This window comes from Rhodococcus opacus, assembly GCF_012396235.1.
GTDB lineage: Bacteria > Actinomycetota > Actinomycetes > Mycobacteriales > Mycobacteriaceae > Rhodococcus_F > Rhodococcus_F opacus.
Map to the genome: position 1 here is coordinate 60,344 of NZ_JAAXPA010000025.1, position 20,793 is coordinate 81,136.

The 20,793-nt window shown below is 67.9% G+C and carries 19 protein-coding genes and 1 pseudogene; 12 read left to right on the forward strand and 8 right to left on the reverse strand.

Annotation, left to right across the window (positions count from 1 at the left end; all coding sequences use genetic code 11):
• The first annotated feature begins 360 nt into the window (after positions 1 to 360).
• Both HGB39_RS27590 and HGB39_RS27595 read left to right on the forward strand, forming a co-directional pair.
• Positions 361 to 1,245, forward strand: a complete 885-nt coding sequence (locus tag HGB39_RS27590; protein ID WP_064080090.1) for a phosphoribosylaminoimidazolesuccinocarboxamide synthase — start codon at positions 361 to 363, stop codon at positions 1,243 to 1,245.
• 3 nt (positions 1,246 to 1,248) lie between these two features.
• Entirely contained in the window at positions 1,249 to 3,378 is a 2,130-nt protein-coding gene (locus HGB39_RS27595) for a S9 family peptidase (protein ID WP_064080080.1), read from the forward strand.
• A gap of 104 nt (positions 3,379 to 3,482) precedes the next feature.
• Here HGB39_RS27595 and HGB39_RS27600 read toward each other — a convergent pair whose 3' ends face one another.
• The 4 genes from HGB39_RS27600 to HGB39_RS27615 form a co-directional block, all read right to left on the reverse strand.
• Entirely contained in the window at positions 3,483 to 3,662 is a 180-nt protein-coding gene (locus HGB39_RS27600) for a hypothetical protein (RefSeq protein WP_005244417.1), read from the reverse strand.
• 162 nt (positions 3,663 to 3,824) lie between these two features.
• Positions 3,825 to 4,376 carry an LppP/LprE family lipoprotein gene (locus tag HGB39_RS27605; protein WP_064080081.1) on the reverse strand — a complete coding sequence of 184 codons (552 nt, stop codon included), beginning with the start codon at positions 4,374 to 4,376 and terminating at the stop codon, positions 3,825 to 3,827.
• 82 nt (positions 4,377 to 4,458) lie between these two features.
• Complete coding sequence (locus HGB39_RS27610; protein ID WP_005254836.1) at positions 4,459 to 5,148, reverse strand: response regulator; 690 nt, start codon at positions 5,146 to 5,148, stop codon at positions 4,459 to 4,461.
• Entirely contained in the window at positions 5,145 to 6,710 is a 1,566-nt protein-coding gene (locus tag HGB39_RS27615) for a sensor histidine kinase (RefSeq protein WP_064080082.1), read from the reverse strand. The genes HGB39_RS27610 and HGB39_RS27615 overlap by 4 nt, the downstream gene beginning before the upstream one ends.
• Before the next feature lie 160 nt (positions 6,711 to 6,870).
• Here HGB39_RS27615 and HGB39_RS27620 point away from each other — a divergent pair, with 160 nt between their 5' ends.
• The 3 genes from HGB39_RS27620 (at position 6,871) to HGB39_RS27630 (ending at position 9,636) form a co-directional block, all read left to right on the forward strand.
• Entirely contained in the window at positions 6,871 to 8,256 is a 1,386-nt protein-coding gene (locus HGB39_RS27620) for a C4-dicarboxylate transporter DctA (RefSeq protein ID WP_005254834.1), read from the forward strand.
• An 82-nt stretch (positions 8,257 to 8,338) separates the two neighbouring features.
• Positions 8,339 to 8,833, forward strand: coding sequence for a glutathione peroxidase (locus tag HGB39_RS27625; protein ID WP_005254833.1), 495 nt, complete (start codon positions 8,339 to 8,341; stop codon positions 8,831 to 8,833).
• 98 nt (positions 8,834 to 8,931) lie between these two features.
• On the forward strand, positions 8,932 to 9,636 hold the full coding sequence (locus HGB39_RS27630) for a DUF2334 domain-containing protein (RefSeq protein ID WP_005254832.1): 705 nt from the start codon (positions 8,932 to 8,934) through the stop codon (positions 9,634 to 9,636).
• Positions 9,637 to 9,686: 50 nt separating this feature from the next.
• Here the strand turns inward: HGB39_RS27630 and HGB39_RS27635 are convergent, their stop codons facing one another.
• Positions 9,687 to 10,334: an MBL fold metallo-hydrolase gene (locus tag HGB39_RS27635; RefSeq protein ID WP_005244410.1), complete on the reverse strand. Its 648-nt coding sequence runs from the start codon at positions 10,332 to 10,334 to the stop codon at positions 9,687 to 9,689.
• Between the two features lie 131 nt (positions 10,335 to 10,465).
• Here HGB39_RS27635 and purS point away from each other — a divergent pair, with 131 nt between their 5' ends.
• Entirely contained in the window at positions 10,466 to 10,705 is a 240-nt protein-coding gene (gene purS / locus HGB39_RS27640; protein ID WP_005244409.1) for a phosphoribosylformylglycinamidine synthase subunit PurS, read from the forward strand.
• Positions 10,702 to 11,379: a phosphoribosylformylglycinamidine synthase subunit PurQ gene (gene purQ / locus HGB39_RS27645; protein WP_005254831.1), complete on the forward strand. Its 678-nt coding sequence runs from the start codon at positions 10,702 to 10,704 to the stop codon at positions 11,377 to 11,379. The genes purS and purQ overlap by 4 nt, the downstream gene beginning before the upstream one ends.
• A 44-nt stretch (positions 11,380 to 11,423) precedes the next feature.
• On the opposite strand, the pseudogene HGB39_RS27650 reads toward purQ, so the two are convergent.
• Both HGB39_RS27650 and HGB39_RS27655 read right to left on the reverse strand, forming a co-directional pair.
• Positions 11,424 to 11,716: pseudogene (locus tag HGB39_RS27650) on the reverse strand (WhiB family transcriptional regulator).
• Between the two features lie 58 nt (positions 11,717 to 11,774).
• The gene (locus HGB39_RS27655; RefSeq protein ID WP_037203385.1) at positions 11,775 to 12,422 is read right to left on the reverse strand and encodes a HemK2/MTQ2 family protein methyltransferase; all 648 of its coding nucleotides are present in this window, start codon (positions 12,420 to 12,422) and stop codon (positions 11,775 to 11,777) included.
• A 196-nt stretch (positions 12,423 to 12,618) separates the two neighbouring features.
• On the opposite strand from HGB39_RS27655, the gene malQ reads away from it, so the two are divergent.
• The gene (malQ, locus tag HGB39_RS27660) at positions 12,619 to 14,724 is read left to right on the forward strand and encodes a 4-alpha-glucanotransferase (protein WP_064080083.1); all 2,106 of its coding nucleotides are present in this window, start codon (positions 12,619 to 12,621) and stop codon (positions 14,722 to 14,724) included.
• A 9-nt stretch (positions 14,725 to 14,733) separates the two neighbouring features.
• Here malQ and HGB39_RS27665 read toward each other — a convergent pair whose 3' ends face one another.
• A complete protein-coding gene (locus HGB39_RS27665; protein WP_005561120.1) occupies positions 14,734 to 15,324 on the reverse strand; it encodes a TetR/AcrR family transcriptional regulator in 591 nt (196 codons plus the stop codon).
• A 93-nt stretch (positions 15,325 to 15,417) separates the two neighbouring features.
• Here HGB39_RS27665 and HGB39_RS27670 point away from each other — a divergent pair, with 93 nt between their 5' ends.
• The 4 genes from HGB39_RS27670 to purL all read left to right on the forward strand — a co-directional run bounded on the left by HGB39_RS27670 (position 15,418) and on the right by purL (position 20,791).
• Complete coding sequence (locus HGB39_RS27670; RefSeq protein ID WP_064080091.1) at positions 15,418 to 16,623, forward strand: macrolide family glycosyltransferase; 1,206 nt, start codon at positions 15,418 to 15,420, stop codon at positions 16,621 to 16,623.
• A 40-nt stretch (positions 16,624 to 16,663) separates the two neighbouring features.
• On the forward strand, positions 16,664 to 17,017 hold the full coding sequence (locus tag HGB39_RS27675) for a VOC family protein (protein WP_064080084.1): 354 nt from the start codon (positions 16,664 to 16,666) through the stop codon (positions 17,015 to 17,017).
• A gap of 25 nt (positions 17,018 to 17,042) precedes the next feature.
• Entirely contained in the window at positions 17,043 to 18,326 is a 1,284-nt protein-coding gene (locus HGB39_RS27680) for a M18 family aminopeptidase (protein ID WP_052023898.1), read from the forward strand.
• 143 nt (positions 18,327 to 18,469) lie between these two features.
• Positions 18,470 to 20,791, forward strand: a complete 2,322-nt coding sequence (gene purL / locus HGB39_RS27685; RefSeq protein WP_005561128.1) for a phosphoribosylformylglycinamidine synthase subunit PurL — start codon at positions 18,470 to 18,472, stop codon at positions 20,789 to 20,791.
• Positions 20,792 to 20,793 lie beyond the last annotated feature (2 nt).

Genomic DNA, 20,793 nt, shown 5'->3' on the forward strand with positions numbered 1-20,793 from the left:
CAAGAGTTCCTGACCAACGGTAACGACAACGGGAGACGAAGTGTTCCGCGGCTGTGCCCGCGACGCCGCTACACGGTCGCCGAGGATCCGCGGACGCCGCGCGGTAGGAGTGGGGGCTGGTCCCGACGACGCGCTTGAACCGGTGTCGTGGGGCCGCTGAGGAAGTCCCGCTCACCGACCCGGCGCTCGACGGGAACCGGCTCACCTGGCGCAGTCCATCACCAAGCCGCTGCGCCTCCACTTGCAGTTCGATGTCCTCGTCGAGCGCGACGAGATGACGGGGAAGTCGACGGCGGGATGTCTCCCCAGCTCGAAGGTCAGCGGCCGCCGGTCGGTGCCCGACCGATAGGCTGGGTCACCGTGCGCCCCTCACTCGATTCATACGCCCATCTGGCCGGTGGCAAGGTCCGCGACCTCTACACGATCGACGACGAGCACCTTCTGTTGGTCGCGAGCGACCGGATCTCCGCCTACGACCACGTCCTCAGCACCCCGATCCCGGACAAGGGGCGGGTGCTCACCGCGATGAGCGTCTTCTTCTTCGGCGTCCTCGGTGGCAACAACCATCTGGCCGGTGAACCCGACGACAGGCGGATCCCCGAAGAGGTTCTCGGCCGCGCGCTGGTGGTCCGGAAGCTGGACATGGTCCCCGTCGAGTGCGTGGCCCGCGGCTACCTCACGGGGTCGGGGCTGATCGACTACAACGAGACCGGCGCGGTGTGCGGCGTCGCACTGCCCGAGGGGCTGGTGGAGGCGAGCCAGCTTCCCGACCCGATCTTCACGCCCGCCAGCAAGGCCGAGCTGGGCGAGCACGACGAGAACATCAGTTTCGAGGCCGTGGTCGAGAAGGTGGGCCAGGACCTGGCCGTGAAGCTGCGCGACGACACCCTCGACATCTACGGCCGGGCGTCCAACTTCGCCGCGGACCGGGGCATCATCCTCGCCGACACCAAGCTCGAGTTCGGACTGGACCCGCAGGGCAACCTGATTCTCGCCGACGAGGTCCTCACCCCCGACTCGTCCCGGTACTGGCCGGCCGACGGGTACGAGGCCGGGAAGGTGCAGCCGAGCTTCGACAAGCAGTTCGTCCGCAACTGGCTCACCGGCCCCGAATCCGGCTGGGACCGCGCGTCCGACACTCCGCCGCCGCCGCTGCCCGCGGAGATCGTCGAGGCGACCCGCGAGCGGTACATCGAAGCGTACGAGCGGATCTCGGGTCTGTCGTTCGCGGACTGGGTGGGCTGAGACATGACCTCCGAAGGCGCGAAACTCACCCCGCCGGTCGCGAAGAAGGTTCCCACCGAACGCGTCCACCACGGTCACACGTTCGTCGACGAGTACGAGTGGCTGCGCGACAAGGAAGACGCCGAAGTCGTCGCGTACCTCGAGGCCGAGAACGCGTACACCGAGCAGCAGACCGCGCATCTCGCGCCGCTGCGGGACCAGATCTTCCAGGAGATCAAGTCCCGTACGCAGGAAACCGATATGTCGGTTCCCACCCGCATGGGCGACTGGTGGTACTACGCCCGCACCATCGAGGGCAAGCAGTACGGCGTCCAGTGCCGGGCACCGATCGACGGCCCCGACGACTGGACCCCGCCGGAACTGGCTCCGGGTGTCGAACTCCCCGGTGAGCAGGTGCTACTCGACGGCAACGCCGAGGCCGAGGGTCACGACTTCTTCTCCATCGGCGCCTTCTCCCTCAGTCACGACGGCACGCTCCTCGCGTACTCGGTCGACGTGGTCGGCGACGAGCGGTACACGCTGCGCTTCAAGAACCTCGTGACCGGCGAACTGCTGCCCGACGAAATCCCCGAGACCGCGCCCGGCGCCACCTGGGCCATCGACCACAGTCACGTCTTCTATCTCACCGTCGACGACTCCTGGCGTCCCGACACGGTGTGGCGGCACAAGCTCGGCACCGACCGTGCGCAGGACGTCACCGTGTTCCACGAGCCGGACGAGCGGTTCTGGGTGTCGGTCGGGTCCACCCGGAGCGAGAAGTACCTCATGATCTGGGTGGGGTCGAAGATCACCAGCGAAGGCTGGGTGCTCGAATCGGAGAACCCCGAGGGCGAGTTCCGGGTGGTGCTGCCGCGACGCGAGGGCGTCGAGTACGGCGTCGAGCACGCGGTCGTCGCGGGGGAAGACCGCTTCCTGATCATGCACAACGACGTCGTCGACGGTGAGAAGGCCGAGAACTTCGTGCTCGCCGACGCGCCGGTGTCCGACCCGACGTCGCAGACCATCCTCATTCCGCACCGCTCCGACGTGCGGTTGGAGGAGGTCGACGCGTTCGCCGACCACCTCGTGCTCGGTTACCGCCGCGAAGCGTTGACCCGGCTGGCTATCTGGCCGCTCGGTGAGGACGGCTACGGCGAGTTCACGGAGATCGAATTCGACGAGGAACTCTTCAGCGTCGGGCTCGGCGCCAACCCGGAATGGCGGCAGCCGACACTGCGGATGGCGTTCACGTCGTTCATCACGCCCGGCCAGGTCTACGACTACGTGCTGTCGACGGGTGAACTCGCCCTGCGCAAGTCGCAACCCGTGCTCGGCGAATTCGATGCCGGAAACTACGAGCAGCAACGCGACTGGGCCGTCGCCGAGGACGGGACGCGCATCCCGCTCTCGATCGTCCGGCGCAAGACGAACGGCGTCGACGACCCCGCCCCGACCCTCCTCTACGGGTACGGATCGTACGAGGCCAGCATGGATCCCGCGTTCTCCGTCGCGCGGCTGTCCCTGCTCGACCGCGGAGTGGTGTTCGTGGTCGCGCACGTGCGTGGCGGCGGCGAGATGGGCCGGCACTGGTACGAGACCGGCAAGACGCTCACGAAGAAGAACACCTTCACCGACTTCGTCTCGAGCGCACAGCATTTGATCGACACCGGACGCACCACGCCGCAGCAGATGATCGCCGACGGCGGCAGCGCAGGCGGCCTGCTGATGGGTGCGGTGGCCAACCTGGCACCCGAACTGTTCGCCGGAATCCTCGCCAACGTGCCCTTCGTGGACCCGCTGACGTCGATCCTCGACCCCTCACTGCCGCTGACCGTCATCGAATGGGACGAGTGGGGCAACCCGCTCGAGAACCCCGAGGTCTACGAATACATGCGCTCGTACAGCCCGTACGAGAACGTCGAGGCCAAGGACTACCCGGCGATCCTCGCGATCACCAGCATCAACGACACCAGGGTGCTCTACGTCGAACCGGCGAAGTGGGTCGCCAAACTGCGCGCCACCAAGACCGGCGACTCGCCGCTCCTCCTCAAGACGGAGATGAGCGCCGGGCACGGCGGTGTCAGCGGACGCTACGAGAAGTGGAAAGAAGTAGCGTTCGAATTCGCCTGGGTGCTCGACACGATCGGCGAGTAGGTACGGGCGGCACCCGCGCCGAGGATGCGATATCTCGGCGTGTGAAAAGCATCGGCGGGCGAGGCGGAAATCGGAGTGTGAGGGGGCTTTCCGCCTCTCACGGCTCAGATGCAGAAGCTGATGCTGGCCGACCCCAGTGGCAAGTTGAGGCAGACGGCGATCGAACCGACTGCCGGGGTCGGTGCGGGAGCGAGCGGTGCGGCGACAGCTGCGGGGGCGGCGAGAGCGCCGAGTGACAGGGTCATTGCGATTGCGGCGAGTGTGGTGGCAATTCTGCTAGACATGTGAAGGTCCTTGACTGAGTTACTGCGAGCCGGAGGTGACTCCTCTCCAATCGTCCACCGATGTGATGCAGGCCACAACCTCTGGCGGAGCTTTTCTCGACCCTCTCCGGTAGTCCCTCCCGTGCCATGTCAATGCTGTTGCGCCGCAGTGATAGTCGGATGTCACTTGTACGAGTCGAGCATCTCCTGCGGTAACGGCTGCTCCATGACGACCCTGGACCCGTCCCAGGAGTAGGTGACGACCGCAGGTCCGCCCGACGGGCAGCAATTGGCGTCCTGCTCGCCGAGCCACCTGTACTGCACCGAGACGGAGGCGTCGGTGGATCCGACCACGTCGGTGTAGGCAAACGATTCGGCTGTCGCGGTGCCCAGATACGTGCCGTCGTGGAAGAACAGCACCTGGGTCGGCGAACTCACCGTTCCCATGGGTGTCTCCGCCGTGGCCCACAGCAGCGTGGGGCAGTCCTCGCCGGCGGCATCGGACGCGGTTCCGGGTACCCACGGATCGCCACCCGGTGCATTGCCGAGCGTCGCGAACGCGTCGCTGACCAGTGCGGAATCGAGGTCGAGACACGGCCCGCTGTGTACTTCTGCGGCAGAAGCGGCCTGTGGGACCGGGGAGGCGGCGGATTCTGCCGCGTTGTCGCTTCCAGTGCACCCAGTGAGTGCGGTCGCAGCCGCAACGGTCAGAAATGCCGCCACGTGAGTCTTCATGTGTTCTCCCTGCATCGTCCCCGACAGGAATTACTTCGCCCCACTCACTGTCTCGCGTGGCGCCGCCGGTTCGTTACGGGGGTCAGCGCAGCGCGTACCGAATCTGCGGGCGCCCCGCCCGGCCGTACTCGGTGTGCCGGGTGAGCACCCCGTCGTCGGCGAGGCGTTCGAGATACCGCCAGGCCGTGACCCGGGAGACACCGATGTCGGCTGCCACCTCGGCCGCCGTCAGCGGTCCGGCAGCGTCACGGATGCACGCGGAGACGTGGTCGAGTGTCTGAGGTGCAACGCCTTTCGGGGACGCCGCACGCTCGTCGGAGGTGCGCAGCGCGGACATCGCCCGATCGATGTCGTGCTGACTCAGCGCGTTGCTTCCGGCGGGCAGCGCGTCGCGGAATTCCCGGTACCGCTCGAGTTTGTCGCGGAACGCCGCGAACGTGAACGGCTTCAGCAGATACAACGCGATACCGCGCGCCACGGCGGTGCGGACCATCTCGAGGTCGCGGGCCGAGGTCACCGCGATCACGTCGGGACTCGGTCGCACGCCGCTCAGTGCCGCCGCCACGTCGAGTCCGCTGGCATCCGGCAGGCCGATGTCGAGGAGGACGAGGTCGATGGGGTCGTCGCTGCCGTTCGCGGCGGCGACCGCGCGCATGGCGCTGCTGCCGTCGTGAACGACGGTGTGGACCGAAAAGCCCGGAATGCGTTCCACGTACGCGCGATGCGCCTCGGCGATGAGTGGTTCGTCCTCGACGATCATCACGCGGATCACGGGGCGGCCCCCTCGATCGGGATCTCGACGACGATCATCGATCCGAGCGACGGCTCCGTGTGGATCGTCCCGCCGTGCCGCGCCACCACCTGGGCCACCAACGCCAGCCCGAGCCCGCGCTGACCCGACTTGGTGGAATAGCCGCGCGTGACCGCCTTGTCGAGTTCGTCGGCGGGAATACCGGGGCCGCTGTCGGCCACCCGCACCACCATCATCGAATTCTCCTGACGGACGGTCACTTCCACCCACGCATCCTCTCCCGGGGATTCCGTCGCACCGCGGGCGGCGTCGATCGCGTTGTCCACGAGATTACCCACCAGCGTGACGAGTTCACGCGCACTGAGCGGCGCGACGGGTCCGAGGGCGGTGTCTTCGGTGACGGTCAGGTCGACTCCCCGTTCGGCGGCCACACCCACCTTGCCGAGCAGCAGTGCGGCCAGGGCGGGTTCGTGCACCGCCGTCATCAGGCGGTCGATCAATTCCTGCGACAACCGTAGATCCTCGGTGGCGAACGCGATCGCGTCGTCGTAGCGGCCCAATTCGACCATCGTGATGATCGTGTGCAGACGATTCGCCGATTCGTGGGCCTGCGACCGCAGCGATTCCGCGAATCCGCGCACGGAGTCGAGTTCGCCCATGACGCTTTGCAATTCGGTGCGATCGCGCAGGTTCAGCACCGTCCCGAGACGCCGTCCCTCCCACGTCACGGGCTCCCGGCTGACGAGCAGCACGCGGTCGGGGGTCACGTGCACCTCGTCCCGGGAATCGTCGTCCTGCGACTGCCGCAACGACTCCGGCAGCGCGGCCACCGGGACGGGCCCCTCCGGGAGATCGAGGAGGCGGCGTGCTTCGTCGTTCACCACTTCGGCCCTCGCGGTGTCACCGCTGTCGCGGCCGAGCACCACCAGGCCCTCGCCGATCGAGTGCAGGACGGCGTCGTGATGCTCGTACATCTGCCGCAGCTCGTCCGGTGCCATCCCCAGCGTCTGACGGCGCAGGCGCCGGCTCAGCAGGAACGATCCGGCCGCCGACACCGCCAGACCGATCGCGGCGACCGCGAAGATGGTCGGAAGGCTCGCGGCGAACTGGTCGCCGATCTTCTCGCGTGTGACGCCGACGGACACGAGACCCGCGATCCGGTCGCCGTCGTACACCGGGGCCACGGCCCGGATCGACGGTCCGAGCGAACCGGCATACGTCTCCGTGAACGTCTCCCCGCGGAGGGCGCGGTCGATGTTCCCGGAGAACACACCACCGATCAGCTCCGGGTTGGTGTGGGTGAAGCGGATACCGGCGGGCGTCATCACGACGATGAAATCGGTGCCGGTCGCGGCACGGATCTGCTCGGTCTGGGGCTGGAGAACCGCCGTCGGGTCAGGAGACCGCAATGCCTCGACGGTGCCGTCCGACATCGCGAGCGTGGTGGCGACGGCCGTGACGGCGCGTCGGGTGGTCTCGTCGCTGTCGCGACGCTGGTCGACGATGGCCAGCGCGGTCCCGGCCCCGATGACCAGCACCAACACGACGAGCTGCAGGAGGAAGAGCTGCCTCGCGACGCTCATGGGCCGTCTCGGCGGATGGTGCGGCAATGCATTTCTCCTGAACGTAATGAACACAAACTTCTCCAGCCAAGCGATCGCTTAGAAGATTCTTCCAAGACGTGATCGCGGTCACTAACCGGCCTCACCGATCAGCTTGCCACTCGAATTGGAGGACAATCCCATGAGTACTGCGACAGGGAAGACCAAGAAGCGCGACCGGACACACTGGTTGTACATGGGGGTCATCGTCGCCGTCGTCGCGGGCGTCCTCGTCGGATGGCTGGCTCCGGGAGTCGGCAAGTCGCTCGGCGTGCTCGGCACGATGTTCGTCGACCTCATCAAGATGATGATCAGCCCGGTCATCTTCTGCACGATCGTCCTCGGCATCGGATCGGTGAAGGCCGCCGCCAAGGTCGGCAAGGTCGGCGGACTCGCCCTCACCTACTTCATCGGCATGTCGACGGTCGCGCTCGGCATCGGCCTGCTGGTGGGCAACCTGCTCAACCCGGGCTCCGGCCTGAACATCAGCGCCGACACCGCGGGAACCGGAGCGGCGCTCGCCGAGAAGGCCCACGGCGCCGGCGGCACCATGGACTTCCTCCAGTCGATCATCCCCACGTCGCTGATGTCGGCGTTGACCGAGGGAAGCGTGCTGCAGACCCTGTTCGTCGCGCTGCTCGTCGGCTTCGGACTGCAGGCCCTGGGCAAGCAGGGTGAGCCGATCCTGCGCGCTGTCGGCTCCGTGCAGAAGCTCGTCTTCAAGATCCTGTCGATGATCCTGTGGCTCGCACCGATCGGTGCCTTCGGTGCCATCGCGAACGTCGTCGGCCAGACCGGTCTCGGCGCCGTCGTCCAGCTCGCCACGCTCATGCTCGGCTTCTACCTGACCTGCCTGATCTTCGTGTTCGGTGTCCTCGGATCCGTGCTCCGCGTCGTCGCGGGCGTCTCCATCTTCAAGCTGGTCCGGTACCTGGCCCGTGAGTACCTGCTGATCTTCGCCACGTCCTCGTCCGAGTCCGCACTGCCCCGCCTGATCGCGAAGATGGAACACGTCGGCGTCGAGCGCACCACCGTCGGTGTCGTCGTCCCCACCGGCTACTCGTTCAACCTCGACGGCACTGCCATCTACCTGACCATGGCGTCGATCTTCATCGCCGACGCAATGGGCCAGCCGCTGTCCTTCCCCGAGCAGCTGTCGCTGCTGGTGTTCATGATCATCGCGTCCAAGGGTGCTGCCGGAGTCAGCGGCGCCGGGCTCGCCACCCTCGCGGGCGGCCTGCAGAGCCACCGTCCCGAACTGCTCGACGGCGTCGGCCTCATCGTCGGTATCGACCGGTTCATGTCCGAGGCCCGCGCGGTCACGAACTTCTCCGGCAACGCTGTCGCCACCCTGCTCGTCGGTTCCTGGACCAACACGATCGACAACGATCGCGTCCGCACCGTCCTCGACGGCAAGCTCCCGTTCGACGAGTCGACGATGGTCGACGACGGCCACGGCGAGGTCGTCGAAGAGCAGGTCACCGAGACCCCTGCCGCCGACGAGCCGCGGGTTCTCGTGAAGAGCTGATGCCCACTCCGAAGTAAACCTCTGTGCGCCCGCGCGATTCGAAGCCTGGGCGCACAGAGGTTTGTTGGCTACGTTGGTTCGCATGACGACACCTGTTCAGAACATCGGCATCAACACACTCGGCGGCACGCCGACCTCACTCGGCGAATACGACGGTCGCGCCGTCCTCGTGGTGAACGTCGCCTCGAAGTGTGGACTGACCCCGCAGTACAAGGGCCTCGAGAAGCTCGCCACCGACTACGCCGACCGCGGACTGACCGTGATCGGCGTCCCGTGCAACCAGTTCATGGGTCAAGAGCCCGGCACCGCCGAAGAGATCGAGACCTTCTGTTCCACCACCTACGGCGTCACGTTCCCGTTGCTGGAGAAGATCGAGGTGAACGGTGAGAACCGGCACCCGCTCTACGAAGAACTGACCAAGGCCGCCGACGCCGAGGGCACCGCGGGCGACATCCAGTGGAACTTCGAGAAGTTCCTCGTCGCACCCGACGGCACCGTCGTGAACCGGTTCCGTCCCCGCACCGAACCCGACGCCCCCGAGGTCGTCGAGGCCATCGAGGCAGCCCTGCCCAAGTAGTAGGCGCTCCGCGCTCGTGCGCCTTTTCGGTAGCTCCCACTACCGGAAAGGCGCACGAGCTTTGCTCGCTGTTCACGTTCACCTGTCACGCTGGGGTCATGACCGGACAGCTGATCGTGTCGGTGTCAGGAATCAAGGACGAGACGCGCGACTTCGCGGCCGCGTTCGCCGAGGAGATGGATGCGCGCGGCGTACCGCTGTCGCTGCTCGTCGCCCCGCGCCTGAAAGACAAGTATCGACTGGTTAACGACCCCGCGACGCAGGACTGGGTCCGCGCGCGCCGATCCCGCGGCGACGCCGTCGTCCTGCACGGATACGACCAGGCCGCGACCAAGCGTCGCCGGGCCGAGTTCGCCTCGCTTCCCGAGCACGAGGCGCGGTTGCGGCTGCTCGCGGCGGACCGGGTGATGGAGCAGACCGGATTGCGCACCAGATTGTTCGCTCCTCCCCGCTGGCTGGCGTCGCAGGGTGCCGTCGCGGCTCTGCCGTCCGCCGGCTTCCGGCTGCTGGCCGTGATGACCGCCGTCCACGACCTCGAACGCGAGACGTCGGTGCGGTCGCGGGTGCTGGGGATCGGTGAGGGTTTCCGTGCCGAACCGTGGTGGTGCCGGGCGCTCGTCCTCGGCTCCGGACGGACCGCCAGGCGTGGGGGCGTGGTGCGCCTCGCCGTCACCGCGAAGCAGTTGGGCACGTCGGGACCTCGGCAGGCGATGCTCGACGCCGTCGACCTCGCGCTCTACCACCACGCGCGGCCGCAGGTGTACCGCTGGGAGCCGCGGATCCCGCAGATCGGTGCCGCCTGACCCGTGAGTACTTGTTAACCGCGGGCGGTTGACAAGTACTCACGGGGCCGTCAGGCCACCTCGACGCTCGACTCGCTCGGCATCGTGCGGAACTCGGTGCCCTCGGGAGCCATGTCCGAGTAGCGGCCGTAGAAGATGCCGGTGGCCTCGTTCGCGATGATCGCCTGGTGGATGGGCACCGCGACCCGCGGTGCGACTGCGCGCAGGTAGTCGATGGCCTCGGAGATCTTCAGCCACGGCGCCGCGGCGGGCAGCGCCAGCACGTCGACCTTCTGCTCCGGAACGAACAATGAGTCGCCCGGGTGCATCAGTCGGGCGGGGTTGCCGGCATCGCCGAGCAGGAACGCCGTGTTGTCGATCACCGGGATGTCGGGGTGGATCACCGCGTGCCTGCCGCCGGTGCCGGTGACGTGCACGTCGCCGATGTCGAATTCGTCGCCGGCGTGCACCCCCGTCCACGCGCCGCCGAGCTGGGCCGCGGTCTGCGGGTCCGAGTACAGGGCCGCGCCGGGGTTCGCCTCGACGAGGGCGGGCAGTCGTTGCTGGTCGACGTGGTCGGGGTGCTGATGGGTCACCAGGATCGCGTCCAGTCCGGTGATGCCCTCGAATCCGTGGGAGAAGTTGCCCGGATCGAAGAGGATGGTGGAACCGTTCAACTCGACGAGGACGCAGCTGTGGCCGAAGTGAGTCAGTCGCATGAATTCGAGTATGCGCCTGCATGCATGGCTCGTCCCGTTCGTCCGATGCGAACCGCAGGCAGGTAGCCCGGTAAACTTCCGGGTGCCCGGTGTTCCACTCTGGGCTCGCGCACTACTACAAGGAGCAGCACGTGGCCCGTGTCGTCGTCGAAGTCATGCCCAAGGCCGAGATTCTCGACCCCCAGGGGCAGGCCATTGTCGGAGCGCTGCCGCGGCTCGGCTTCGCTGGAGTTTCCGATGTCCGTCAGGGCAAGCGGTTCGAGCTCGAGGTCGACGGCAGTGTCGACGACGCTCAGCTCGAGAAGATCGCCGAGGCCCTGCTGGCCAACACGGTGATCGAGGACTGGACCGTGAGGCGCGTCGAAGCATGAGCGCCCGCGTCGGAGTCATCACTTTCCCCGGCACCCTCGACGACGTCGACGCCGCCCGCGCGGTGACCCTCGCCGGCGGCGAGGCCGTGAGCCTGTGGCACGGCGACGCCGACCTCAAGGGTGTCGACGCCGTCATCGTCCCCGGTGGCTTCTCCTACGGCGACTACCTGCGGTGCGGCGCCATCGCACGGTTCGCGCCCGTCATGGGCAAGGTCGTGCAGGCCGCGCAGGGTGGCATGCCCGTCCTCGGTATCTGCAACGGCTTCCAGGTTCTGTGTGAAGCGGGGCTCCTGCCCGGCGCGCTCACCCGGAACGAGGGCCTGCACTTCATCTGCCGCGACGAGTGGCTGAAGGTCGAGGCCACGTCGACGGCGTGGACGTCGCGCTACGAGTCGGGCGCCGAGATCCTCGTCCCGCTCAAGTCCGGCGAGGGCCGCTACCAGGCGTCGCAGAACGTCCTCGACGAACTCGAGGGTGAGGGCCGCGTCGTGTTCCGCTACGTCGGCGACAACCCGAACGGTTCGCAGCGCGGCATCGCAGGCATCTCCTCGGCCAACGGCCGCGTCGTGGGCCTCATGCCGCACCCCGAGCACGCCACCGAGGCCCTCACCGGCCCCAGCGACGACGGACTCGGCATGTTCTACTCCGTCCTCGACAGCGTCATCTCCGCCTGAGCCGATCGGCACCGTGTGTGGCCGAGGGCCTGCACGGTGCCGGGTCAGACGGCGACGGTTCCCTCGCCGTGCTGCGCGATGCCGCGGCGTTCGGACGCGGTGAGCCCGCCCCAGATTCCGAACGGTTCGGTCACGCTCAGGGCGTGGTCCCGGCATTCGACGAGAACGGGCAGCGCCGGCAGATCGCTTTCGCGCGACGTTCGCGGTTGCTGCGGGCGTTACCCCGTTCGCCGTCGGGATGAAAGAACACGGACGATTCGATGCCCCGGCACAGGGCGTGGATCTGCCAGTCCCAGGCCTCGGTATTGGGGCTGGGAAGGCGAGTGGATGACGGCATGTCGGCTCCCTCGGAGTGTCGTCGGCACTGAAAAGTGTTGTGGCACAGAACTCGATGTCTACTTGACGGCGCGGACCACCACGATCTCTTCGTGGGTCTGACCGACCTCGATGAGCCCTCTCCGCTCGAGCATGCCTCTGCGTTCGACGAGGACCGGTCCGAAGGGGATCTCGGCGGTCGCGGCGATGTCGACCCGCATGTTCTGTTCCTCGAGCGTCGTCAGTGTCTTCTCGACTCCGCTCAGGCTGGACTGCGCCAGCAGCAGAACCCCACCGGCGACGAGAACGTCGGGGGCCTGGCAGCAGATCCGATCGAGAAGCGCGCGACCGTTCTTCCCTGCGTCCCAGGCCCGCGCCGGACCGCGGTCGGGTACGGCGTCGACCAGTGCCGGAACGTACGGCGGGTTGGATACGACGACGTCGAACCGTTCCTCGCGAACCTGCTCGATGAGATCCCCGTGGATCACCCGGATCCGGTGCCCTCCGACAAGGGCATTGAGTCTGACGCTGATCGCCGCTCGCCTCGACACGTCCACCGCGGTCACCCGGCCTGCACCCGCGGCGGCGGCGCGCACGCTCAGCGCGCCGGTCCCCGCACAGAGATCGAGCACCCGGGATTCGGGACCGAGGTGCTCCGCCGCCAAGACGTCGGCCAGCAACTGCGTATCATGTTGCGGGCGATAGACTCCGGGAAGACGTAGCAGCATCGAAGACTCCTCGGTCGCCGGTCGCATCGTGGTGCGTCCACGGCATTCCCTCGCGAGCTCACCGTGGACGCCGTGCGTCTGATTACTCCACAGTTACCCAGCCGGGCGCAGGGCCAATCACGCCGTGACGCACCGACCGCCGTGGCACCGGCCGTTAGCCGCGCAGATTCCGAGGTGACCTGGCACGATCGGTGGGGTGACGTACACCGAGCAGTTGCGTGACCTCGCGGCCCGGCACGGGGTCGCGACGTCGTACCGGGGTTGGGATCAGCAGCGCCACGACGTGCGTGACGACACGCTCCGCAGCGTCCTCTCGGCCCTGGACATTCCCGCCGGAACTGAGGAGGAGGTGCGACACGCCCTGTCCGAATGCGACGTAGCACCGTGGCGACGAATGCTGCCGCCCGTCGTCGTCGGCAGGGAAGGGTTCGAGACCCGTTTCATGGTCCACGTTCCACACGGTGAGGCGGTGGACGTCACGATCGACACGGAGTCGGGCGGAACGGTTCCGGCGCGCCAGCTCCAGGTGTGGGTCGATCCGCGGCAGGTCGACGGCGCCCTGGTCGGCCGGGCGACGTTCGTCGTCCCCGCCGACGTCCCCTGCGGGTGGCACACGGTGCGGGCGTCCACCTCGCACACGTCCTCGTCGTGCACGCTCGTCGTGACACCGGCACGTTTGTCGACGTCCGACGCGCTGCGCGACCGCCGGCGCTGGGGTGTGCTCACGCAGTTGTACTCGATTCGGTCACGTCGTTCCTGGGGTGTCGGGGACTTCGGCGACCTCGCGGATCTCGCATCGATCTTCGGTTCCGTCCACGGCGCCGACTACATGCTGGTCAACCCACTGCACGCCGCGCAGCCCCGCCCACCGATCGAGGCGTCGCCGTACCTGCCGACCACCCGCCGCTACGTCAACCCGATGTACATCCGTGTCGAGAACATCCCGGAGACGGCGTACCTCTCGACGCGACGTCATGCGCGGATGCGCGACGCCGCAGCGCGATTCGAGCGGGCGAACGACCGGTCCGACCGGATCGACCGCAACCCGTCGTACCGGGCCAAACTCCGAGTGCTCGAACGGGTCTTCCGGATCGAGCGCAGCCCGAGCAGGCAGCACGCGTTCGAGCAGTTCTGCCGCGACGAGGGGGACGGACTGCGGGACTTCGCGACCTGGTGTGCGCTCACCGAGAAACTGTCGCCGGACGACCCGCGATGGACGACGAAGGCCGGTGCGCCCGACAGCGACTGGGTGCAGGCGCAGCGGCGCAAGCTCGCGCCGCGAATCGAGTTCTACTCGTGGCTGCAATGGGTATGCGACGAGCAGCTTTCCGACGCACAGGACGCGGCGCGCGCGGCAGGCATGGACATCGGGATCGTGCACGATCTCGCGGTCGGGGTCCAGCGCGGGGGTGCGGACGCGTGGTCGCTGGGAACGGCTCTGGCTGAGGGCATTACCGTCGGCGCTCCTCCCGACGACTTCAATCAGCAGGGTCAGCAATGGAATCAGCCGCCGTGGCGTCCTGATCGGCTGGCCGAACTGGGGTACGCCCCGTACCGCGACATGCTGCGCACCGTGCTGAAGCACGCGGGTGGGCTGCGGGTCGATCACATCCTGGGGCTGTTCCGGCTGTGGTGGATCCCCGCCGACGCGGAGTCGCCTGCGGACGGAACGTACGTCTCCTACGACCACGAGGCTCTCGTCGGGATCCTCGCGCTCGAGGCCGAACGGGCAGGCGCCGTGGTGATCGGCGAGGACCTCGGGGTTTTCGAACCCGCGGTCCAGGACTACCTCGCCGAGCGCGGGATCCTGGGGACGTCGATCCTGTGGTTCGAGCACGACGGCGAGCGGCCGACACCACCGGAGCAGTACCGGACTCTGTGCCTGACATCCGTTACCACGCACGATCTTCCGCCGACCGCCGGATACCTGGCCGGCGAACACATCGAATTGCGCTCGCGGCTCGGGCTCCTCGAACGCGACCTCGAACTCGAGAAGGAACACGACGCCCGGCAGCGCGAGGCCGTGCTGCAATTGGCGCGCGACCGCGGACTGCTGGCCGCCGACGCGTCGATACCCGACACCGTGAAGGCGTTGTACCGGCTGATCGACCGGAGCCCGTCGTTGCTGACGGGTGTCGCGCTCGCCGACCTGGTGGGGGAGTACCGCGTGCAGAATCAGCCGGGCACCGACGAGACCCAGTACTCGAACTGGAAGATTCCCCTCGCCGACGCGTCGGGGCGTGCCGTCCACCTCGAAGACCTGGCGGACGGCGATTTCGGATTCGTCGACGACGCCCGCTGATCCCGGCCGTCAGGGTGCGAGGGCGCGCATCGCCAGGTCGACGACGGCGTCCGCGTGGTCGTGGGTGAGGGGATGCGCTCCGCTCTGCCAGCGGTAGAACAACGGCGCCATGAACAACTCGAACGCGAGGGCGAGGTCGACGTCGGGCCGCACCTGCCCCGCTTCCTGCGCGGAGCGGAACCGCGCCGCGACGAACTCGAACTGCGGCCGGTAGATCCGCTCGACGATCTGTTCCTGCAGTGCGGGATCCTGCAGGGATTCGATGGCCAGCGCCCGGAACAGCGGTTCGAAATCGGGTGAGGTGAACTCGTCGACCGTGGCCCGCAGGACCAGCCGCATGTCGGCGGCGAGGTTGCCGGTGTCCGGCAGTGCCATGGTCTGCTGGGCGCCGGCCGCGTTCTGTTCGTGCAGGGCGTCCACGACGAGCGCGCCCTTCGATCGCCACCATCGGTAGATGGTCTGTTTCCCGACCTTGGCGCGCGCGGCGATGCCTTCGATGCTGATCTTCGCGTAGGGCTGTTCGCGGATCAGTTCCTGCGTGGCCTGCAGTATCGCGGCGCGGGACCGTTCGGAACGGCGGGGATTGTCGGCGGACGGCATGAACGGATCGTAGACCAGACGAGACGTATCGTCTTGACTCGGCTGTTCGCACGTGTCACTCTGAACCGAGACGGACCGTTCCGTATCGGAAGGATGAAGATGACCCGCTCACACATCGCCATGGTCAGCATTCCGGCGCCCGGGCATGTCAACCCGAGCCTGGAGATTCTCCGCGAACTCGTCACGCGCGGGCACCGCGTGACGTACGCCAACGACCCCGCCGTGAAGGACGTCGTCGAGAGCACCGGAGCGGAATTCAAGGAATACGCCTCGACGTTGCCGCGCGTGAACACCGCAGGTGCGACGGAGGAGTCCGAGAAGTCCTGGGAGGGCGACACCATCGATCAGCTCACGCTTTTTCAGGCCGAGTACGAGTCGATGCTGCCCCAACTGCGGGCGCTGTACGAGGACGACCGCCCCGACCTGTTCCTCTACGACATCGCGGGAGGTCCCGCACGCGTCCTCGCCGAGGAATGGGGCGTCCCGATCGTGCAGTTGTCGCCGACGTACGTGGCGTGGGAAGGCTACGAAGACGACATGAAGTCGTTCGTGGACACGATGCGGGCGGACCCGCGCGGCGCCGCGCTGTACGAGCGGCAAGGGAAGCTGCTGCGGGACAACGGTGTCGAGACGGACCCGGACGAGTTCTACGGGCACCCGGCCCGGGCGGTCGTGCTGATCGCGAAATCGATGCAGCCCAACGCCGACCGCGTCGACGAGGACGTCTACACGTTCGTCGGACCGGCACTGACCACCCGGCGGCCCGCCGACGGCCGGTGGCAGCGTCCGGCAGACGCGGGAAAGGTGCTGCTCATCTCGCTCGGCACCGCGTTCACCGATCACGCCGACTTCTACCGGCGCTGCATCGACGCATTCGGCGACCTCGACGGCTGGCACGTCGTTCTGCAGATCGGGCAGCACGTCGACGTCGCCGAAGTCGGAACCGTGCCCGGCAACGTCGAGGTCCACCGGTGGGTGCCCCAGTTCGACATCCTCGGGCAGGCCGACGCGTTCCTCACCCACGCCGGCATGGGCGGGTCCAGTGAGGGAATGTTCACGGGAACGCCGATGATCGCCGCGCCGCAGGCCACCGACCAGTTCGAGAACGCCGACGCGCTCGTCGCCGCGGGAGTCGCGGTGCGAGTGGACAGTTCGGAGGTGTCGGCAGCCGAGTTGCGGGACGCGCTCGCGCACGTCGACGCCGAGCCGGTCCGGCGCCGCAGCGCGGAGCTCGCCGCCGAGTTACGTTCTGCGGGTGGAGTGGACGCCGCCGTCCGGGTGATCGAGGAGTTCCTGTGAAGCCGCGAAACGTGTCGGTGGTCACGTCTACTCTGCGGGCATGGCACTCACACTCGGCATGATCACGTTCGACACCACGGACCCGGGGCCGCTCGCGAAGTGGTGGGCAAAGCAGACGGCGGGCACGATCGAGCAGGAGAACGACGGCTGGTTCTACGTCGTCGCCCTCCCGGATTCCGCGCAGAAGCTGGCGTTCCAGAAGGTCGGCGACCCCACTCCGGGGAAGAACCGTATCCACCTCGACCTGGCGTCCGACGACCTCGACGGCGAGGTGGGCAGGCTTAGTGCCGAGGGCGCGACGGAGGTCGCGCGGCACGAGATGGGCGATTTCCGGTGGGTCACGCTCGCCGATCCCGACGGCAACCAGTTCTGCGTCTCGGGTCCCCACACGTGACAGCGGGTCCTGCATGATTGACCCCATGCCTTCCACTACGTGGGCCGACGCCCAGGGACTCTGCACCTTCGTCGATGCATCACCGTCGCCGTTCCATGTGTGCGCGACGGTGTCGATGTTGCTGACCGGCAACGGTTTCACCGAGTTGCACGAGGCCGACTCGTGGCCCGGCGAGCCCGGCCGGTACTTCCTGGTGCGCGGCGGATCCCTCATCGCGTGGAGTACCGAAGGGCTGGGCCGGACGGCGCCGTTCCGCATCGTCGGCGGGCACACCGACAGCCCGAACCTGCGCGTCAAACAGCACCCCGACCTGTCGTCGGCAGGGTGGCAGCTGGTGGGTCTCGAACCGTACGGCGGTGCGTGGCTCAACTCGTGGCTCGACCGCGACCTGGGCATCTCCGGGCGGCTGAGTGTGCGGGCCGGCAACACGGTCGAGGAGAGGCTCGTCCGCGTCGACGAGCCGATCCTGCGCGTCCCGCAGCTGGCGATCCACCTGTCCGAGGACCGCAAGGGCGTCCACCTCGATCCGCAGCGCCACCTCAACGGGGTGTGGGGTGTGGGGTCCGAACGCCGCTCGTTCATCGACTTCGTGGCCGACCGGGCGGAGGTGCCTGCCGACGCGGTGCTCGGGTGGGAACTGATGACCCACGATCTCGCGCCCAGCGCGCTCGTCGGAACCGAACAGGACCTCGTCAGTGCGCCGCGGCTCGACAACCAGGGCACCTGCTACGCGGGCACCCAGGCGTTGCTGGCGGCGGCCGAGAACCCCGGGGACCGGGTGCCGGTGCTCGCGCTGTTCGACCACGAGGAGGTGGGGAGCATGTCCGATCGGGGCGCGTTCTCCGATCTCCTGAGCACCGTGCTCGAGCGCATCGTCCTCGGCCGCGGCGGCGGTCGCGAAGAATTCCTGCAGGCGATGGCCGGATCGATCTGCGCGTCCGGAGACATGGCGCACGCGACGCACCCCAACTACCCGGAGCGGCACGAGCCCGCCCATCACATCGCCGTCAACGGCGGACCGGTGCTCAAGGTCAACCAGAACCTGCGCTACGCCACCGACGCGGCCGGAGCCGGGGCGTTCGCCCTCGCCTGCGACCAGGCCGGCGTGCCGCTGCAGCGGTACGTGCACCGGGCCGATCTGCCGTGCGGTTCGACCATCGGCCCGATCACCGCGTCCAGGACCGGGCTGAGCACCGTCGACGTGGGCGCCGCGCAGCTCGGAATGCATTCGTCGCGGGAGCTGATGGGCGCCCGTGACGTGCGGGCCTACTCCGACGCCCTTGCGGCCTTCCTCACACCGACGGCGTGAGGAAGCGGGGCGAGGAGCGCCAGGTCGGTACCGGAAGGAGCCGCCGGATAGACTGACGTACGGCTCGTCGCCACCCGGCTTGCGCCGACCGTGACTCCCGGCTTGCCTCTCTTGACTCCCGTAGGGAAGGGACCCCACCTCCAGTGTCAGCACACCCGGTCGACACCGTCACCGCCGCCACCGCGACCCCCGACGTCGCACAGCCCTTCAAGGAACTGGGGCTGAAGGACGACGAGTACGCCCGCATCAAGGAGATCCTGGGCCGCCGCCCCACCGAGGCCGAGCTCGCGATGTACTCGGTGATGTGGAGCGAGCACTGCTCCTACAAGTCGTCCAAGGTGCACCTGAAGTACTTCGGTGAGACCACGACCGACGAGATGCGTTCCTCGATGCTCGCGGGCATCGGCGAGAACGCCGGCGTCGTCGACATCGGCGACGGCTGGGCCGTCACGTTCAAGGTCGAGAGCCACAACCATCCCTCCTACGTCGAGCCCTACCAGGGTGCGGCCACCGGCGTCGGCGGCATCGTCCGCGACATCATGGCCATGGGTGCACGGCCCATCGCGGTCATGGACCAGCTGCGCTTCGGTGCGGCGGACGCCCCCGACACCCGACGCGTCGTCGACGGTGTGGTGCGCGGAGTCGGCGGCTACGGCAACTCGCTCGGCCTCCCCAACGTCGGCGGCGAGACCGTGTTCGACGCGTCGTACGCCGGTAACCCCCTGGTCAACGCCCTGTGCGCCGGCGCGATGCGCGTCGAGGACCTGCACCTCGCGTTCGCCTCCGGTGCCGGCAACAAGATCATCCTGTTCGGTGCGCGCACCGGCCTCGACGGCATCGGCGGCGTGTCCGTGCTCGCGTCGGAGACGTTCGACGGCGACGAGAGCGGGGACGAACACGAAGCCGAAGGCGGAGCTGGAGCATCGAAAAGCCGGAAGAAGCTCCCGGCGGTGCAGGTGGGTGACCCGTTCACCGAGAAGGTGCTCATCGAGTGCTGTCTCGAGCTGTACGCCGCGAAGCTCGTGGTCGGTATCCAGGACCTCGGCGGCGCCGGCCTGTCCTGCGCCACGTCCGAGCTCGCCGCGGCCGGCGACGGCGGCATGCACATCAACCTCGAGCAGGTCCCGATGCGGGCCACCGGCATGACCGCGGCCGAGGTGCTGTCCAGCGAGTCCCAGGAACGCATGTGCGCCGTCGTCACCCCCGACAACGTCGACGCGTTCATGGAGGTCTGCAAGAAGTGGGACGTCCTCGCCACCGTCATCGGTGAGGTCACCGACGGCGAGCGGCTCACCATCTCCTGGCACGGCGAGACCGTAGTCGACGTGCCGCCGCGCACCGTCGCCCACGAGGGCCCGGTGTACGAGCGCCCCGTGCAGCGTCCCGCGAGCCAGGACGCCCTCGTCGCGAACACCACCGCCGGACTGAAGCGTCCCGAGTCGGCCGACGAACTGAAGGCCACCCTGCTGAAGATGCTCGCGTCCCCGGCGCTGTGCAGCCGCAAGTGGATCACCGAGCAGTACGACCGCTACGTGCGCGGCAACACGGTCCTGGCCGAGAACGCCGACTCGGGCGTGATCCGAGTCGACGAGAAGACGGGACGCGGCATCGCGCTCGCCACCGACGCGTCCGGCCGCTACACCGCGCTCGACCCGTACGCCGGCGCGCAGCTCGCGCTCGCCGAGGCCTTCCGCAACGTCGCCGTCACCGGCGCCACCCCCAAGGCCGTCAGCAACTGCCTGAACTTCGGGTCCCCCGAGGATCCCGGCGTCATGTGGCAGTTCCAGCAGGCCGTCCGCGGCCTGGCGGACGGCTGCGCGAAGCTCGGCATCCCCGTCACCGGCGGCAACGTCAGCTTCTACAACCAGACCGGCTCGACCCCGATCCTGCCCACCCCGGTGGTGGCCGTGCTCGGCGTCATCGACGACGTGCACCGTCGCATCCCCACCGGTCTCGGACTGGAACCGGGTGAAACGCTGATCCTGCTCGGCGACACCCGCGACGAGTTCGACGGGTCCATCTGGTCGCAGGTCGAGCACGGTCACCTCGGCGGTGTGCCGCCGAAGGTCGACCTCGAACGGGAGCAGTTGCTCGCCGACATCCTCCTGGCGGCGTCCCGCGACGGACTGGTGTCCGCGGCGCACGACCTGTCCGAAGGTGGTCTCGCGCAGACCGTCGTCGAGGCCGCGCTGGCCGGCGAGACGGGCTGCCGCATCCTGCTTCCCGACGACGCCGACCCGTTCGTCACCCTGTTCTCCGAGTCGTCGGGCCGCGTGCTCGTCGCGGTCCCGCGCACCGAGGAAACTCGCTTTACCGGTATGTGCACGGCCCGTAATCTCCCGTGGGTGCGCATCGGTGTGGTGGACGAGGGGTCCGATTCCGTCGAGGTCCAGGGCCAGTTCTCGGTCTCGCTGGCCGAGCTGCGCACGACGTTCGAGGGAACTCTGCCGGCATTGTTCGGGTGATG

Coding starts and splice junctions, on each gene's coding strand:
- HGB39_RS27595 (WP_064080080.1), top strand. CDS start 1,249: ATGACCTCCGAAGGCGCGAAACTCACCCCGCCGGTCGCGAAGAAGGTT.
- HGB39_RS27600 (WP_005244417.1), bottom strand. CDS start 3,662: ATGTCTAGCAGAATTGCCACCACACTCGCCGCAATCGCAATGACCCTG.
- HGB39_RS27605 (WP_064080081.1), bottom strand. CDS start 4,376: ATGAAGACTCACGTGGCGGCATTTCTGACCGTTGCGGCTGCGACCGCA.
- HGB39_RS27615 (WP_064080082.1), bottom strand. CDS start 6,710: ATGAGCGTCGCGAGGCAGCTCTTCCTCCTGCAGCTCGTCGTGTTGGTG.
- HGB39_RS27620 (WP_005254834.1), top strand. CDS start 6,871: ATGAGTACTGCGACAGGGAAGACCAAGAAGCGCGACCGGACACACTGG.
- HGB39_RS27625 (WP_005254833.1), top strand. CDS start 8,339: ATGACGACACCTGTTCAGAACATCGGCATCAACACACTCGGCGGCACG.
- HGB39_RS27630 (WP_005254832.1), top strand. CDS start 8,932: ATGACCGGACAGCTGATCGTGTCGGTGTCAGGAATCAAGGACGAGACG.
- HGB39_RS27635 (WP_005244410.1), bottom strand. CDS start 10,334: ATGCGACTGACTCACTTCGGCCACAGCTGCGTCCTCGTCGAGTTGAAC.
- purQ (WP_005254831.1), top strand. CDS start 10,702: ATGAGCGCCCGCGTCGGAGTCATCACTTTCCCCGGCACCCTCGACGAC.
- HGB39_RS27655 (WP_037203385.1), bottom strand. CDS start 12,422: ATGCTGCTACGTCTTCCCGGAGTCTATCGCCCGCAACATGATACGCAG.
- HGB39_RS27665 (WP_005561120.1), bottom strand. CDS start 15,324: ATGCCGTCCGCCGACAATCCCCGCCGTTCCGAACGGTCCCGCGCCGCG.
- HGB39_RS27670 (WP_064080091.1), top strand. CDS start 15,418: ATGAAGATGACCCGCTCACACATCGCCATGGTCAGCATTCCGGCGCCC.
- HGB39_RS27675 (WP_064080084.1), top strand. CDS start 16,664: ATGGCACTCACACTCGGCATGATCACGTTCGACACCACGGACCCGGGG.
- HGB39_RS27680 (WP_052023898.1), top strand. CDS start 17,043: ATGCCTTCCACTACGTGGGCCGACGCCCAGGGACTCTGCACCTTCGTC.